Genomic DNA, 14,369 nt, shown 5'->3' with positions numbered 1-14,369 from the left:
GGCGGGTCAGGTGCTGTGCGGCGGGCGGGGCGGGCGCTTGAGCACCACGAACCGAGCTCGCTCGAGCTGGGCCACGAGTTGCTCGGCCAGCAGGCTGGCGGCCATTTCCCAGGCGGCGCCGCGCCGTGGCCGGCCGCGCTCGTCGAACCGCAGGCCATAGGCCAGGGCGGCGGCGAGCTCCGCCTGCTCGACCGGCAGCAGGGGGCCGGTCAGCGGGGCGGGCGCCTCGGCGGCGGTATCGGGCGGTTCGGGCGCGGGCGATTCGGGCATGGGCCGACGATGCTAGGGCATCATGAACGAATCAAGAACAGAATCGCTGTCCAGCATGCCAGATCATGGGTCAGGTTATCGCGTTGCGGTCAGCGAGCAGCCTGGTTTGGGGCGGCCGCGGGCATGAGGTTGGCACATGGCCGAGGCCCACCCCATCATGCCCTGCAAGAACACGATTTAGGGGAAACGTCATGTGGCATGCCGAGGCGCGTATTGGGCGCCGCCGCCTGCTCATCGCAACCGCCGCGCTGGCGCCCACTGCCACGCGCGCGCAAGACACCGGCGACTGGCCGAACCGGCCGGTCCGCCTCGTCGTGCCTTTCCCGCCCGGCGGGCCGACCGACATCATCGCCCGCCTCTACGCCCAGACGCTCGGTCCTGTCCTGAAGCAAACCGTAGTTGTGGAGAACCGGGCCGGTGGCTCTGGCGTCACCGGCACGGACTACGTGCTGAAGTCCGCTGCGGATGGCTACACCTTCGGCATCATCGACGGCGGCTCGCTCACCATCCTGCCGCACACCCAGCCCAAGATGCCCTACCGTGTGCCGGAGGACGTGACACCGATCTCCGTCGTCACCCGCGTGCCGGAGGCGCTGGTGGCGCACCCGAGCCTTGGCGTGAAGAGCTTGCCGGAACTACTGGAGCTGGCGAAGCGCCAGCCCGGCAGGCTCAACATCGGCACCGCGGGCGCGGCGGGGATCAGCCACCTGACGGCTCTGGTCTTCCGTGCCCAGACAGGCGCGGCGGTGGAGGTCGTGCCCTATCGCGGCGCCGCGCCGGCGGTGACGGACCTGGTCGCGGGGCAGGTTCAGCTGCTCTTTGCCGACTTGCCGCCGCTGCTGCCGCACATCAAGGCCGGATCCATGACCACCCTGGCGCTCGCCGCGCGGCAGCGCAGTCCGACGCTGCCGGATGTGCCGACCACCGGCGAATTCGGCTTTCCGAAGCTGCTGGCGGAGAACTGGTACTGCGCCGTCGCGCCGCGTGGCCTGCCCGCGCCGGTCGCGGCACGGTTCTCAGCCGCGTTGAAGGAAGCAAGCCAAGCGCCCGGAGTGAAGAACGAGCTCGCCGCGCAGGGTGCCGAGGCGGCCTGGACCTCACCAGAAGAGATGCTCGCCCTGATGCGGGAGGATTCGGAGGCTTGGCGGCAGGTGGTCGTGACCTCGGGGGTGAAATCGGAGTAGCTCGCCTGCGGTGGTTTGTACCACAAAGGGCGGTCAAGAGCAGCGGGCCAGGAGGGTAGCGCATGACAATACCCGAAGGGCAGGAAGTCGGAGGCCGGCTGGAACGGGCGCTGGAGGCCTTTCAGAAGGCGCAGGGCCTGCTGCTGACCGCGCATCGAAGGCTGAAAGAGCTATCGGCCGCCGAGGTCGAGCGCTTCTGGGCGGCACAGGGCAGCCGTATTGAGAAGCAGCTGCACGCCACCGCAGCCGAGGCCGTCGCGGCCTTCCAGGCCTTTTCTGCTGCCGGGCTGGTTGCCAGTGCCAATGACCGCCACCTGATCAACGAAGCACAGCGGCATCTCGCCGACAGCGACCGGTGACATAGACCACGTCAGCGGCGGTCCACCGCAGGCCGTCACTGACGTCAGCCGGGTGTCCGAGTTGCCTCGGCATGAGGTTGTCCTGCAGAGCGCGCCCCTCCTCTGCCGCGAGGTCTGCCCGTAGCGCCGGAACTGGTCGCCACGGGCGGCTTTCAACATGTTCCGCGAATCCGAATGCCACCCCTGCGATCCGAGGACTGGTCCAGCGCCATGCACCGCATCCATGTCATCCACGAGAACCCGGACTGGTTGCCGCCCCTCGCCGAAGCATTCGCGCGACGTGGCCTGCCCTGGACGGAATGGAACCTCTCCGGCGGCGTCTTCGATCTCGCCGCCCCACCACCCGAGGGGGTCTTCTACAACCGCATGAGCGCCTCCTCGCACACGCGGGGCCACCGCTACGCTGCCGAGCTCACCGCCGGGGTCCTGGCCTGGCTCACGCGCCATGGCCGCCGCGTGGTGAACGGCCCCCGCGCCCTCGACCTGGAGATCAGCAAGGTGCGGCAGTATGCGGCGCTCGAAGTGGCCGGTGTCGCTGTGCCACGCACGGTGCTGGTGCTCGGCGAACCCGAGCGCATCCTCGCCGCGGCGCGCGAGCATTTCGCTGGTGGTCCACTGATCCTCAAGCCCAACCGTGGTGGCAAGGGTCTAGGTGTGCGGCTATTCCCGGATTTGGATGCGCTGGAGGTCTACCTGCACGCTCTCCCGGATGACGAACATCCTGCCGATGGGCTCTGGCTCCTCCAGGAATATGTGCGTGCCGAGCGGCCGGTCATCACGCGGGCGGAGTTCGTCGGCAGCCGCTTTCTCTATGCTGTCGAGGTGGACACCTCGGCGGGCTTCGAACTGTGCCCGGCTGATGTCTGTGCCGTGGACGTCGGACCGAGCCCGGCGGAGATCTCGGCACCTCGGTTCCGCGTGCTCGAAGACGGCATTGACGCTGGGCTGCGTAGCAGGCTGGAGGGTTTCCTGTCGGCCAACGGTACCGAGGTGGCCGGCATTGAGTTCATCCGCGGAAGCGATGGGCGGCGGCTGGTCTACGACGTCAACACCAATACGAACTACAACCCTGAGGCGGAAGCCAAGGCCGGTTTGGCCGGAAGCGACCGATCGGGTCCCGGTGCCATCGCGGCCTTCCTCGGCGCTGAACTGGCCGCCTCGACGACGCGGGCCGCGTAGGCGGTTGCCAACGCGGCTTCCTGGAATGGAGTGCTGCCCTACGGCGAGAACGACGTCTCATTCTGATCGCTCGGGACCTTGAGGGTGCCGTCCCTCAGGTCGCCCGGATCAGTAACGGCCGCAGGGCCGTGGTGTTGGAGTACTCGGCCTGAATGCGGACCGTGACCGGCGCGGGAGGGGCGAACATGACACGCTTGGGCAGCGGCATGGTGGGCCAGCCGAAGATGAGGCGAACCTGGTGCCGGACGGCAGGTGTAAGCACGACCCGCGGTGACGCGCTGCGCATCGCCTCGTGAGGATTGCGCCGTGGTCAGTCCCGGTATGCTGCAGAACCCAGCGGTCAGGACGTGGCTCGGCGGCATCGAGCCGGCCTGGACCCTCCTGGGTCAGGCAAGCTTCGATGCCTTGCGTCGGCCGCCATCGCCGACGGCCGGCCCGGTTCGGCTTGCCGCCGATCTGACATGGGATGAACTTCAGCAATCTGCCGCCGCCTCGAACGCCCTGGTTCTCCTGTGCAGCGCCTCGATGGGAGCCGGACTGCAACTTACGGCCACGGGGAACCTGTCGCGCAGCGTCGTGGCAGAGATGGTCGACCGCTTCACCTGGCCCGGGTTCGACAAGGCCGACGCCTTCCGCTTCCACAAGGTGATCAACGAGCCCGACTTCCTACCCGTCTTCTTCCTGCGCCACCTCGCTCAGTGTCCGTCCGGGAACAATTTGGCGTAGATCAAGCGCTTAACGAAGCAGCGCAGTGGCGGCCACCGTTCCCTCAATCCAACTCTGGCCTGCGTTGGACGGTTTTCGATATAAAAATGTGGGCCTACAAGCCCCTGGATCTGGGCCATTTGTTCCCGGACGGACACTCAGGCGGCCGGGCTTCTCCGAAAGACCCGTGGGCATCTCAAGACCACACCGCGCGGCCGAGCCCTGCTCGAGGCACCGCAGCTTTCGGCGCTGCAGGCTATCCTCTTCCACGTCGCGCTGTGGCATCTCGATCTGGGCTATTTGAGCCGAGGCGCGCACGGTCATTGGCCGCAGCAGGACGCGGGCATCGTTCTCTGGTCGTTGTCGGTGGCCGCGAGCGAGTGGCAAGCGCCGGACCGCCTGACCCGCCTCTGTACGATCCCTATCAACGGCGTGCTGAATACGCCGTGGGACACGGCCTCCTTTGCGATGGAGGCCAGGATCCTGCGGCCGCTGCTGTGGTTCGGCCTTCTCGAGCACAGGCAGGAGGAGATCGAGGGAAGCCGCTTCGGGATGCGCCACTTCTATCGCAAGACAGGGCTGTTCGACCGCTTTCTCGCCTTCGACGTCCAGCTCGAGGCGGCACCAGCGCTGCGCCACTGACATGGCGCCCGGAAACGCGAAAAGCCCCATGACCTCGGTCTGAGGTCATGGGGCTCTTGCGTTCCCTCCAGTCGGGAGGGCAGCGGATGGCGGCTAGTCCGGCGTGTTGCCGGCGCGGGCTCGCTCCTGCCGGCGGCGCTCGAATACGGCGCCCTGGAAGGCGCGGAACTCTGGCATTCGCAGGAAGCGCACGAGGTAGCCGCCATAGGTCAGCTCGGCATGGCAGGCCAGGCAGATCAACCATCCATGCTCCGGCTTGTTCAGGCCGCGATGGAAGAAGTGGTCGAACGCGGCGCCAGGGGCTGGCTGGCCGGTCGGGGTGAGGACGGGTTCGCGGTGGCAGCAGGGGCACTGGCCGTCGAAGGGCTCGGCGGCCGCCGCCTTGACGATGATGGTCCGGGTCAGGGGCGTGAACTCCAGCCGGCCGCCCAGCATGATCTCCTGGGTCGAGAGAACCAGGAACATCAGGTCCGCCGCATGCCGCTCGGCGTCATCGAGCCGGCGGTGCAGGTCGCGGAACTGCTGGGTGAGGTGCAGCCGCAGCGGATCGGGGTCCGTCGCGGGCGGGCCGGCATGCCACGCCAGGGCGGCGCGGACGACGGTGTTGCACCAGAGATGGAAGTCCGGCGACAGGTAGCGGGCATAGGACAGCGCGAGCTGCCAATGCGCCCAGGTGCCGCCGTTGCGGCCACGCAGCGTGGCGACGAAACCATCGGGGTCGAGGCGGATAATGTCCTCCAGGAGGACATTATCGCTGGCCGGCTCTTCGAGCGCGGCCCAGTGCGTCCCGGCATGCGCGCGAAAACGCATGGTCTCCTCGAGGAACAGCCATTTGGCCGGCCGGCGGTACTCCGGACAGCCTGCTGCCCGCCACATGTCGGTCAGGTTCAGCATGGTGCCGCGGAGGCGGATGGGCCTGCCCTGGTAGCTGAGGGTGCTGGTGGGGGTCATGGTGATCTCCAACAGGGTTTCGGCCTTGCTCAAGGGGCCGCTGCGGTCGGCTTGGAGCTGCCGAGACGGTCGGAGGAGGTTTGGGCAGGCGTTCAGCTTGGCGGTCTGCGAGGGGTCGCCAGGCTGGTGTGGCTCGCTGGTGATGCCAGGTCGGTTGCCACTGGGCGGCGCCACGGGGCGCCGTCCGAACGCCGCGGTGCTGTCCCGCTTGGGGGCAACGCCGCACACGGCGGGCCAGACATGATGGCCAACGGTCCGCCGTGATGTCGGGCGCGGCCACGGCTGCGCCGGCGTCGCGTCGGGCACGGCGCGCCGGCACATCGGCCTGTGGGATCGAGGGGTGCCGGAAAGGTCTCGTCGTCGCCCCACCGTGCCACCGCTGGCAGGGTCAGGGTTCGCAGAAGCGGCCGGCTCAGTGCCGGATGCGCGGTGCCGGGCGCCGGCTGCGTCGCTGAGGACGCTGCGGACACCCGCCCAGGGGCGAGGACGAAGCGGACGAGAGACGACTGGCCCGTTCCCTGGGTCCGGGCAGGGACGGTGCGGGATGGATGCCGGGCATCGTCGCTGATGCCCGGGCGAAGTCCTGCGTTCGGCCGGCTTTGGCTCGACCCTCTGGGGAGGTGGACTGCGGTGCTGTTCAGGGGAGCGGGGCTGCCGGCGGGACCGTGCCTCTCGTCCAACATAAATGGGGATGGCACGTCGGATTTTCAATACGTATTCAACACAAAAAGCCTGCACAGGCTCGATCAGCTGGTAGATAGAAATCGCTGGTAGAATCGCAGCGGTCAGTATCTGTTGTCCCCGCGATGGAGAGTGGCCGAACAGGCCTCGCTGTCATCCCCGCTCGTGAAGCAGCTTCCAACGGACGCTGCGTGCTGGACCTGAGCAAGCCAGCCTCCCGGTAGCCTCGCGCTGCCGGGCCACCCCGTCCATCGCCGCTGGGGTGCGGCGCTGCTGCCCGACGTCGTCGGGCATACGTAGGCGTACGTCCATGCTCCAAAGTACGACCACGCAGCCAGCGGCTGCGTTTTTTCCCTTGCTCGCCCGCAAGGCCGACCGCGGTCGGTTGACACTCCTCCCACCCGGTGCCTTCGCGCGTCTCTCAACGACGCCGAACCTGCAGGCGTGTGTCGCCGCCACCTCACAGCATGCGGCCTCCATCGTCACGGCGGAGCTGTCGCATGCGCACGGATGACAACCGCCTGTTCACCGTCGCCGAAGCCTGCACCTGGCTCGGCATCAGCGACCGTACCTTCCGCCGTCTCCGGCAGAAAGGCGTCCTGCAAGCCGCCAAGATCGGCGGCTCGGTGCGGATCCGCGAGTCCGAGCTGCTTCGATTGGTCGCTGATCCAGTCAGCGAAGATGCAGAGGAGTCAATGCCTTGAGCCGGGTCCCCGCAACCGCCGCACCGCTCTTGCCAGTAGTCAACCCTGATACGGTCTCACGAACGCCGGTCGTGACCGGCGCTGACCGCCCAAACCCCGAGGCCATCATGAACGCGATTCCCGAGTGCGTTGCAAACCTGTCGAACCCATCCGCGTCCTTCCGCGTGAAGCTCACCTTCGCCGACCTCATCGTCGTCGTGCGCGGATCCACCACGCTGACCGAGACGCAGAAGCGCGACCTGATCTCCGACCTGGAGGCGGCGGCGCAGATACTCGGGCTGCTGACCAGCGCCGTGCCCTGCGACGTCGTCTGGCTGAACCAGCACCTGTTCCGGAAATCGGCCGCGGCCTGCGGCAAGTCGAACTACCGCTTCCGCAATATCCTGTCGTCGGTGCGCAAGGCCTTGCGCCTCGTCGGCCTCCACCAGCCGCGCCGCTGTGGCGAGAGTGAGCTCACCCCCGAATGGATCGAACTGCTGGACGCGGCCACGTTCCAGCCGCAGCGGGCTGGGCTGCGACGCCTGTTCCGCTACTGCGCCGTCCGCGGGCTCCCGCGGTCCGCGCTGACCAACTTGGTGTTCGAGGCGTTTCTCGACGAGGAAGGCGCGACGCGGCTCTCGGCCAGCACAACCCGGCGCGGTGCCGCGGTGGCCCGCGCCTGCAATCGAGTTATCGCCAGCAGTCCGCGTTTCAGCGATTGCCAGCCACTGCAGGCGCCGCGGCGACGGCAACCCTATACCTTCTCCCTTAAGCATTTCCCGGACCTCCAGGCCGAGGAGGCGGTCTTCCAGGAGTGGCTGAGCCCGAGCCAGGGCAAGAGCCTGTTCAAGGCAAAGGGCAGCAAGCGCCGGGCACGACCGGCCACCGTCAAGGCACGCTGCTTCGCGGTGCGGCAGATGGCGGCCGCCCTGGTCCATATGGGGCATGACCCGACGGCCATCACCAGCTTCGCCTACCTCGTCGAGCATGCCAGTGACATCCTCGACTTCTTCGACGCGCGCGCCCGGGCCAAGCTGCCCGAAGAGGAACGCGCGGAGGCCGAGATCGTCGGCGGCCAGCTCGCGGTGATCGCCGAAACCCTCTTCATCATCGGGGCGCACTTCCTCGGGCTGACCGGCGAGCCGCTCGAGCAGCTTCGGGCCATGCGCAAGCTGGCGCAGCCGCGTCGCAAGGTCGGACTCACCGGCAAGGTGCGCGAGCGGCTGCTGCGGCTGATCCAACCCTACAACCGCAGCCGCCTGCTGCTGTTGCCGGAGGAGGTGGAGAAGGCTGCCCGCAAAGCCGACAGGACCGACACGGCGATGGCGCGTCGGTTCATGCTCGCGGTGGCCATCCTGATACTGCTGGTTTGTCCGCTGCGGATGAAGAACCTGGCTGGCCTCCGCCTCGACCAGCACCTGCAGCGCCTCGGCCCGGGCGGTCGGTGGATCACCCACATCGTCATCGCCGGCACCAAGATGAAGGGCCATGCCGACCTGGAGTGGCCGGTGCCGCCCGCGGCCGCCAGGCTGCTGGACACCTGGATCCGCGTCTGGCGCCCCCTGATGGCCGGCGAGACTGGCGGCAGCCCCTATCTCTTCCCGGCCTTTGGTAAGGCTGACTCCAAGAGCCAGGCCGCCCTCGCCGAGGGCATCAAAAAGCTCATCAGGCGTGAGATCGATCTCGAGGTGCACCCGCACCTGATGCGGCACTTCGCGGCCTGGCGGCACCTGAACCGGCACCCCGGCCAGTACGAGATCGTCCGGCGCGCCCTGGGCCACGCCTCGGTCGAGACCACCATCGCAACCTACTGCGGCCTGGAGGCGGAGAACGCGGCGCGGCTCTTCCATGGTGGGCTGGAGGACGACACGACCGAGGCGCGGCGCCTGGTCCGCGCCAAGCAGCGCGGCAAGGCCGCGGCGCAGCGGCGCTGAGAGGGGGACGATCCATGCCACGCATCATCGACCCGCGCCGCAGCTGCCTCGACCCGGAGGACTGGCCCGAGCCCGACCGGCAGGCCCTGGCGGCGGCAATGCGGGCCCGCCGAGGACGTTTCTCGGCGCGCGGCTTTGTCGCGCGCCTCAAGGTCCCGAGCCTCGAGAAGGCGTTCGAGGGCTATGGCCGCTATCTTGGCTTCCTGCTGTACCACGGCTGGCTCGACCCAAATGCCCTGCCGCTCGCGCGGGTAAGCGAGGAGAGGGCAGCGGCCTACTTCGACGAGCTCGTCGCACTCGGCAATGCCGACTACACCATCGTCGGTCGGTTCCAGGAGCTGCAGACAACCCTGCGCATCCTGGTGCCTGGCGCTCAGGTCGACTGGCTGAGCCGCCCGGGCGGCATCCCGCTGCGGCACCGCCTCGCTATGGAGAAGCGCCACTTCCAGGTGCACCACAGCGCCACCCTCTACGCCTGGGGGCGGGAGATGATGGAGCGCGCCCTGACCCTCCCAGGGCCCTGTCGGCGGCGGGTCATGCTGCGCGACGGCCTGCTGATCGCCCTGTTGGCCGCATCGGGCCCGCGCCTCGGCTCGGTCAAGCTGATGCAGCTCGGCCAGCACATCCGCTTCGACGGAGAGGAGTGGTGGATGTCGCTCGACGTCCCTGATATCAAGACCGACGAGCCGCATCGGGTCCCGCTGCCCGCCAGCCTCACGCCCTGGTTGGCGCGCTACGTCGAGGTCGAGCGGCGCGAGTTGCTGGACGGCCAGGTCAACGATGCGATGTGGGTGAACTGGGGTGGTGCGGCGCTCGGCGAAGCCGGCATCGAGAAGCGCATCCGCTGGTGGTCGGCCAAGCGCTTCGGGGCGGAGCACGCCTTCGGGGTGCACCGCTTCCGGCACTGTATCGGCACCACGGCGCCACTCATGGCACCCGACACGCCGGGGATCGGCGCCACGGTGCTCGGCATCGGTGGCCGGGTGCACGAGAAGCACTATGATCGTGGCGAGCGCGCCGCGGCGGGTGCCGACTATCTCGCGGGGCTGGATGCCGACCTCGAGGAGGCCCGGGCCTACTTGCGGAGTATGGAAGGGCGTCCGCCGTCTGATACCGATGAGGATGGATCCTCCGAACCGTCGTAGGCCATGTGCGAGGGGTGGCGTGCGCCACCCCCCGACCGTGCCCAGCAACATTGGAAGGCTCTCGCCCTTGTCATAACGAACCTTATGCGGCGAAGTCGGGGCATAATAACATGCCAGGGAAAGCTGCCCTCCCCCGTCCCCGAGACTTCCAGCAGTCAGGGTGAATGCTTCGGCTGTGCAGGCAGAGACTGCCATGCCGGCCCCTCTCCCGGCAAGCGCCGGGCCCGGTCAAGCCCGCGGCCGCCAGTTCGGCCGGTCCCTGAGGTCGACCGGGTGAACGGCGACGCCGGCGCCCGCCAGCAGCTCGGCAAGGAACTGCCGCTGCGTCTTACCGGCCGCCTTGGCGGCCCGGGCGATGGCTACGGACGTCGCCTCGGTCAGCCGCACGGAGAACATCAGGGTTTCGGGGGTGGGCGGCACGGGCCCATCCGCCGCGCCCGGCCTGTCCAGAGGCTCACGAAGATCGGCCTGTTGCGCAGCGCTGCTGCCGGCCCCTCCCGTCGGCGCCTTAGCACCGGCCCGCGGCGCCTGCCGCCCGGCGAGGAAAAGGTAGAACTCGGAACCTGCCTCCTCCATCGCTGGATCCCCCTCCGGCCAGTAATGTAGAGTATACTCCGTGGGAAAATGCTCCACAAGGCGGTGCCCTGCCGCCCGTGGAGATACGCGCAGTCCTGGCCCAGAACCTGCGTCGCCAGCGCCAGGCCCAAGGCCTGTCGCAGGAGGAACTGGCGCACCGCGCCGGGATCGACCGCACCTACGTCAGCGCCCTCGAGCGCTGCGTCTACGCCGCCAGCATCGACGTCGTCGACCGGCTCGCCCGCGAACTCGGCGTCGACGCCGCCGACCTGCTCAGGAAGCCAGCCCAAACCAGCAAAGCCAAGAAAGCGTCTGCCTGAACGTTGGTGGCAGCAGAGCTGCCGTATGTGCACCGTGAAAATCAGGCCAGGCAGGATGGACTGCCCAGCCTGGGCAACGGCGGGGCCTATTTAATGCAAAATTGAATCGACCAATATTAGGCAGGCATGCTTAAAGCCTGGTCGGAATGGGCGGGCGACAGTCACGGAACAACCGTCCGACGACCGCTGGAACGCGGTGAAACGGTCCGACCCATTCCAGCTACAGCATGCCGCCTTGCAGACAAGATGCTGCCCCATGCGCTGCGCATCTGGGTGCGCCTCACCAAGCCCGCGCCGGCGGCCGCCGAATGACGGAGAGGGATGTGACGACGACCACCAGCCCAGTCGCGCTCCGCACCCTGCCGAACGAGCTGGCCCGGCGCTCCGCCCGGGTCGTCACCATGCTGGGCGAGCTCCACAAGGCCGGTTTCCAGCGGCTCCGCGGACTGCCCTACATGTCGCCCAGCGGCCACCACTGGCGCCTTGAGATCGGCCCGGCATCCCTGTTCCTGCGGAGCCACGGCGCGCTCCTGGTGTCGTCCGACGCGCTCCACCCGTCGCTCAACAGGAACATCGTCGCCATGCTCGAGGGCACCGCGCGCTACACCAGCGGGCAGGCAACGGAGGCCGAGTTTTTTGGCTGGACCGACGCCCGCAACGACGGCGCCCGCGAACTCGCGGCCAAGTTCCTCAACCGCTTCCCCGCCCTCGCAGAGGCCGGGAAGGGCTGGGACCACGCCTACGCGGGCTGGTGGGTAAGGGTCATGGGCGCAGTTGAGCAGGGCGTCTTCCCGATCGCGTTCGATGACTGGAACCCTCCATCGCGGCACGGCCTCGGGATGACGCTGATGCGTCCCGCGGAGTGGGCCGAGGCGCCCGTGGACGCGATCCCGCTGCCGCCACCCGGCGAGTTCGACGACGGAGAAGCCCGAGCGTGAACGGCAACTAGAAGGAAGACCTCCGCATCTGCGTCACGGGCCTGTCGGGCGCCGGGAAGACAGCCTTCATCATGGCCTTCGTGGGCGCGCTCTGAGTCAGAGCCCCAGTTCAACGCCGATTGACAGGCAGCGGCCAGGCCAGGCCCGCCGCGGCCACCCGGCCCAGACATAACCGTACCGTGCTGCGCGCTACGTCGACCGAGTGGGCAATCGCCCGGTCGGAAGCGGGCGCCTCGCTCTTCAGCCGCAGGATCGCTCGCACGCGTCGCATCGACACTCTCTCAGCCGGCATCCCGTCCCCCCTCGCGCAGAACGCGAAGGAGGACCGGGCCTGCCCAAGGGTCGAGCAACACCCTACCTCCGCAGGGGGTGGCCGACATGCTCCGGAATCCGCCCACACAGCGACAAATGCAACCGAACAGGATGCAATATTATATGGTTTGATATGGCACTGATTTACGTTATGGATTCGGCATGAAAACGGCTGCTCCTGCCCGATCCATGGGCCTGCACAGCATGCGCCAGAGGTCTGCTCCGGGCGGTACTGCTGAGCCTGCCCCGAAGCCATCGGGATACCTGGCCGGCCGCCCCTCGACCCGGTCGGCCCTGGCCATCTCGAGCCTGCTCGCGCTCCTGGCCTGCGCTCCGGCGCTGACCACCCGGCCGGCAACCGCGACCATCGGCGAAGGCCAGCCAGACCGGACGGTGACAGCACCCGCCAGGGGCACGAGCTCTGCCAACTTCAGCCGCACCATCCTCCCTGGTAGCCGGCTACGCTACGCGGGCAGCATTCCCGAGGGTCAGATCTGGCGGCCTGTCGGCTGGGTCCTCCTCGCCGAAGGGCGGCACATGCACGAGGCCTACGTCGTCGAGCGCGATGGCCAGTGGATCGGCTTCTACCTGCCTGTCGAACGCGCCTTCTCGCCGCTCGCCTCTCCCCCAACCCTTCGCACGGAGACCTCGTCATGAATCGCCGCTCGTTCCTGGGCACGTCCACCGCCCTGCTGGGAGGCGGCATGCTTGCCGCATGCGCCACGGGTCCCCGCCTGAGCGAGATGGCAAGCCGCATCCCGGCCGTGCCGCAGGACAAGGGACGAATCTGGTTCTTGCGCTCGTCCTCACCGGTCGGAATGGCCATGCAGCCCGCGATCATGCTGAACGGGCGGAAGGTGGGAGAGTCCATCCCTGGCGGCGCCTTCTGGCAGGATGTCGTGCCCGGCAACTACGAGGTCTCGACCGCCACTGAGATCGACAACAGGCTCACCTTCACTGTGACTGCCGGCGAGGAGCGCTTCGTCCGCACCTATGTGGCTCCGGGCCTGATGGTCGGCCGCGTGGTGCCGGAACTCGTGGACTCGACCGAGGGGCGGGACGCGTTGGCGTCGAAAAGCCTCACCGCTTCGATCTGAGGCGCGGCGACAAGTGGATCTGTGCAACCGGAAACACCGTTTCGTCGAGAATCTGCAGGTAAGGTGGAGGGAATGACTACTTCATTTCGCTTGTTACCCTTCCTGGTGACGATCATGCTGGTGGCGGGAGTCCAGACGGCGTCGGCCCAAGGCCAAGCTGCATTCTGCCGCAGCAGTCTCGCGTCGATGATGTCTGACGACGATGAGGCTCAAATCGCGGAGGTTGCTCGCATCTGCAAGCCTGGCGACATCATCGGCATCCCGCCGGGTGGCCGAGGTGGCTCTCGAGCGGTCCCGCGGCTTTGCGATTTCACAAAATCGATGCCGGTCGTCAGCGGGATGCTCTACTGCGTCATGGCAGCCCCTCGCCCGTTCCGCTGATCTGGCCGCAGAGCCTGATTGCTGCCGCGACGTTGAAGCCCAGCGTAGCGGTCAAGGCATGGCAGCCAAGATTGTCCGCAGTGCCATGCTGTGACTCAGTTTTGCAGTAGACGGTCCAGCACGCGCCGCACCTGCCAGGGCCGCCATGCTTCCCCGCCGCGTGGCGTGCGCACCCCGCGCGCGGTGAGCGCGTCGGCGAGCTGCTGCAGGGTGGTCGCGCCCGCCCGGCGAGCCGCGTCAAGGTAGGGTGTGACCTCCACCACGCGCCGCGCTGCCTGCGCCGACCAAGCCGCGCGCGCGTCGGCCGCCGCCGCCGCGTCGCCCGGCCTCAGACGCGGGTTGCCGAGCTTCACCCCCCTCGCCTTAGCTGCCGCGAGTGCGGCCCTGGTGCGTGCGCTTGTGGCGAGGGCTTCTTCCTCGGCCACGAGAGCCATGATGCCGACGGTGAGCCGGTTGGCGTGTGGCATGTCGGCGGCGAGGAACTCGACGCCGGCCTTCTCCAGGCCGAGCAGGAAGTGGGCGTCGCGCGCCAGGCGGTCGAGCTTGGCGATCAGCAGCACGGCGCGCCTGAGCCGGCACTCGGCGAGCGCTAGGCCGAGCTGCGGCCGGTCGCCGCGTCGGCCGCTCTCCACCTCCTCGAAGGCTGCGGCGACCACGCCGCCGGCTGAGGTCGCGTACCGGGCAACGGCCTCCCGCTGGGCGTCGAGGCCGAGGCCGGAGCGGCCCTGCTTGTCGGTGGAGACGCGGTAGTAGGCGACGAAGCGCGGGCCGGCGGGAACGGTCATGGGCCTTCATGGGCGGTCGTAGGGCAGCAAGATGCCCCCGGCACTGCCGTTTCACAATCTGAAAGGAGGGTTTCGCGGGGCAGCAGAGTGTGTGTATTTTCAAGCGTCTAAGACGGCCGGCAAACCAACCAATTCTGGAGGCTCTCGGCGCTCCACGTCAGGCTTCCACTCATGCGCACACTGGTGGCGGGTCTAGGACAAGCACAGCAAGTTGCGGCGTCCCGAAC

Annotated in this window: 18 protein-coding genes; 14 read left to right on the top strand and 4 right to left on the bottom strand. The window is 68.1% G+C overall.

Translation table 11 applies throughout. From position 1 onward, the window contains the following. Positions 1 to 6: 6 nt before the first annotated feature. On the bottom strand, positions 7 to 270 hold the full coding sequence (locus ACFQS7_RS26850) for a hypothetical protein (protein WP_380070225.1): 264 nt from the start codon (positions 268 to 270) through the stop codon (positions 7 to 9). 191 nt (positions 271 to 461) lie between these two features. Between ACFQS7_RS26850 and ACFQS7_RS26845 the strand changes: the two genes are divergently transcribed. The 5 genes from ACFQS7_RS26845 to ACFQS7_RS26825 all read left to right on the top strand — a co-directional run bounded on the left by ACFQS7_RS26845 (position 462) and on the right by ACFQS7_RS26825 (position 4,339). Continuing rightward, positions 462 to 1,454, top strand: a complete 993-nt coding sequence (locus ACFQS7_RS26845; protein WP_380070224.1) for a Bug family tripartite tricarboxylate transporter substrate binding protein — start codon at positions 462 to 464, stop codon at positions 1,452 to 1,454. 62 nt (positions 1,455 to 1,516) lie between these two features. Continuing rightward, entirely contained in the window at positions 1,517 to 1,813 is a 297-nt protein-coding gene (locus ACFQS7_RS26840; protein WP_380070223.1) for a hypothetical protein, read from the top strand. Positions 1,814 to 2,023: 210 nt separating this feature from the next. Beyond that, entirely contained in the window at positions 2,024 to 2,992 is a 969-nt protein-coding gene (locus ACFQS7_RS26835) for a RimK family alpha-L-glutamate ligase (protein WP_380070222.1), read from the top strand. A 321-nt stretch (positions 2,993 to 3,313) separates the two neighbouring features. Beyond that, on the top strand, positions 3,314 to 3,718 hold the full coding sequence (locus ACFQS7_RS26830) for a hypothetical protein (RefSeq protein ID WP_380070221.1): 405 nt from the start codon (positions 3,314 to 3,316) through the stop codon (positions 3,716 to 3,718). Between the two features lie 279 nt (positions 3,719 to 3,997). After that, positions 3,998 to 4,339 (top strand): hypothetical protein, encoded by a 342-nt coding sequence (locus ACFQS7_RS26825; protein WP_380070220.1) that lies wholly within the window; start codon positions 3,998 to 4,000, stop codon positions 4,337 to 4,339. A 93-nt stretch (positions 4,340 to 4,432) separates the two neighbouring features. On the opposite strand, the gene ACFQS7_RS26820 is transcribed toward ACFQS7_RS26825, so the two are convergent. Then, on the bottom strand, positions 4,433 to 5,290 hold the full coding sequence (locus ACFQS7_RS26820; protein ID WP_380070219.1) for a KilA-N domain-containing protein: 858 nt from the start codon (positions 5,288 to 5,290) through the stop codon (positions 4,433 to 4,435). 1,181 nt (positions 5,291 to 6,471) lie between these two features. Here ACFQS7_RS26820 and ACFQS7_RS26815 point away from each other — a divergent pair. From ACFQS7_RS26815 to ACFQS7_RS26805, 3 genes are all read left to right on the top strand, one after another. Continuing rightward, a complete protein-coding gene (locus ACFQS7_RS26815) occupies positions 6,472 to 6,675 on the top strand; it encodes a helix-turn-helix domain-containing protein (protein ID WP_380070218.1) in 204 nt (67 codons plus the stop codon). A 107-nt stretch (positions 6,676 to 6,782) separates the two neighbouring features. Next, positions 6,783 to 8,588 carry a tyrosine-type recombinase/integrase gene (locus ACFQS7_RS26810; RefSeq protein ID WP_380070217.1) on the top strand — a complete coding sequence of 602 codons (1,806 nt, stop codon included), beginning with the start codon at positions 6,783 to 6,785 and terminating at the stop codon, positions 8,586 to 8,588. 14 nt (positions 8,589 to 8,602) lie between these two features. Further along, positions 8,603 to 9,733, top strand: coding sequence for a hypothetical protein (locus ACFQS7_RS26805; RefSeq protein WP_380070216.1), 1,131 nt, complete (start codon positions 8,603 to 8,605; stop codon positions 9,731 to 9,733). A gap of 228 nt (positions 9,734 to 9,961) precedes the next feature. Here ACFQS7_RS26805 and ACFQS7_RS26800 read toward each other — a convergent pair whose 3' ends face one another. Further along, positions 9,962 to 10,309, bottom strand: coding sequence for a hypothetical protein (locus tag ACFQS7_RS26800; protein WP_380070215.1), 348 nt, complete (start codon positions 10,307 to 10,309; stop codon positions 9,962 to 9,964). A gap of 77 nt (positions 10,310 to 10,386) precedes the next feature. Here ACFQS7_RS26800 and ACFQS7_RS26795 point away from each other — a divergent pair, with 77 nt between their 5' ends. From ACFQS7_RS26795 to ACFQS7_RS26770, 6 genes are all read left to right on the top strand, one after another. Next, positions 10,387 to 10,629: a helix-turn-helix domain-containing protein gene (locus ACFQS7_RS26795; protein ID WP_380070214.1), complete on the top strand. Its 243-nt coding sequence runs from the start codon at positions 10,387 to 10,389 to the stop codon at positions 10,627 to 10,629. 323 nt (positions 10,630 to 10,952) lie between these two features. Continuing rightward, entirely contained in the window at positions 10,953 to 11,567 is a 615-nt protein-coding gene (locus ACFQS7_RS26790) for a hypothetical protein (RefSeq protein ID WP_380070213.1), read from the top strand. A gap of 26 nt (positions 11,568 to 11,593) precedes the next feature. Continuing rightward, the gene (locus ACFQS7_RS26785; protein WP_380070236.1) at positions 11,594 to 11,662 is read left to right on the top strand and encodes a hypothetical protein; all 69 of its coding nucleotides are present in this window, start codon (positions 11,594 to 11,596) and stop codon (positions 11,660 to 11,662) included. Positions 11,663 to 12,068: 406 nt separating this feature from the next. Continuing rightward, positions 12,069 to 12,536 carry a hypothetical protein gene (locus tag ACFQS7_RS26780; protein WP_380070212.1) on the top strand — a complete coding sequence of 156 codons (468 nt, stop codon included), beginning with the start codon at positions 12,069 to 12,071 and terminating at the stop codon, positions 12,534 to 12,536. Continuing rightward, a complete protein-coding gene (locus ACFQS7_RS26775) occupies positions 12,533 to 12,976 on the top strand; it encodes a DUF2846 domain-containing protein (RefSeq protein ID WP_380070211.1) in 444 nt (147 codons plus the stop codon). The genes ACFQS7_RS26780 and ACFQS7_RS26775 overlap by 4 nt, the downstream gene beginning before the upstream one ends. A 105-nt stretch (positions 12,977 to 13,081) precedes the next feature. Continuing rightward, positions 13,082 to 13,357: a hypothetical protein gene (locus ACFQS7_RS26770; protein ID WP_380070210.1), complete on the top strand. Its 276-nt coding sequence runs from the start codon at positions 13,082 to 13,084 to the stop codon at positions 13,355 to 13,357. A 95-nt stretch (positions 13,358 to 13,452) separates the two neighbouring features. Here ACFQS7_RS26770 and ACFQS7_RS26765 read toward each other — a convergent pair whose 3' ends face one another. Beyond that, a complete protein-coding gene (locus ACFQS7_RS26765) occupies positions 13,453 to 14,142 on the bottom strand; it encodes a recombinase family protein (RefSeq protein ID WP_380070209.1) in 690 nt (229 codons plus the stop codon). Between the last annotated feature and the right edge of the window lie 227 nt (positions 14,143 to 14,369).

Source organism: Dankookia sp. GCM10030260, from assembly GCF_042666655.1.
Taxonomy (GTDB): Bacteria; Pseudomonadota; Alphaproteobacteria; order Acetobacterales; family Acetobacteraceae; genus Paracraurococcus.
The sequence above is the reverse complement of the archived record's forward strand: the minus strand, read 5'-3'. Positions and strand labels throughout refer to the sequence as shown.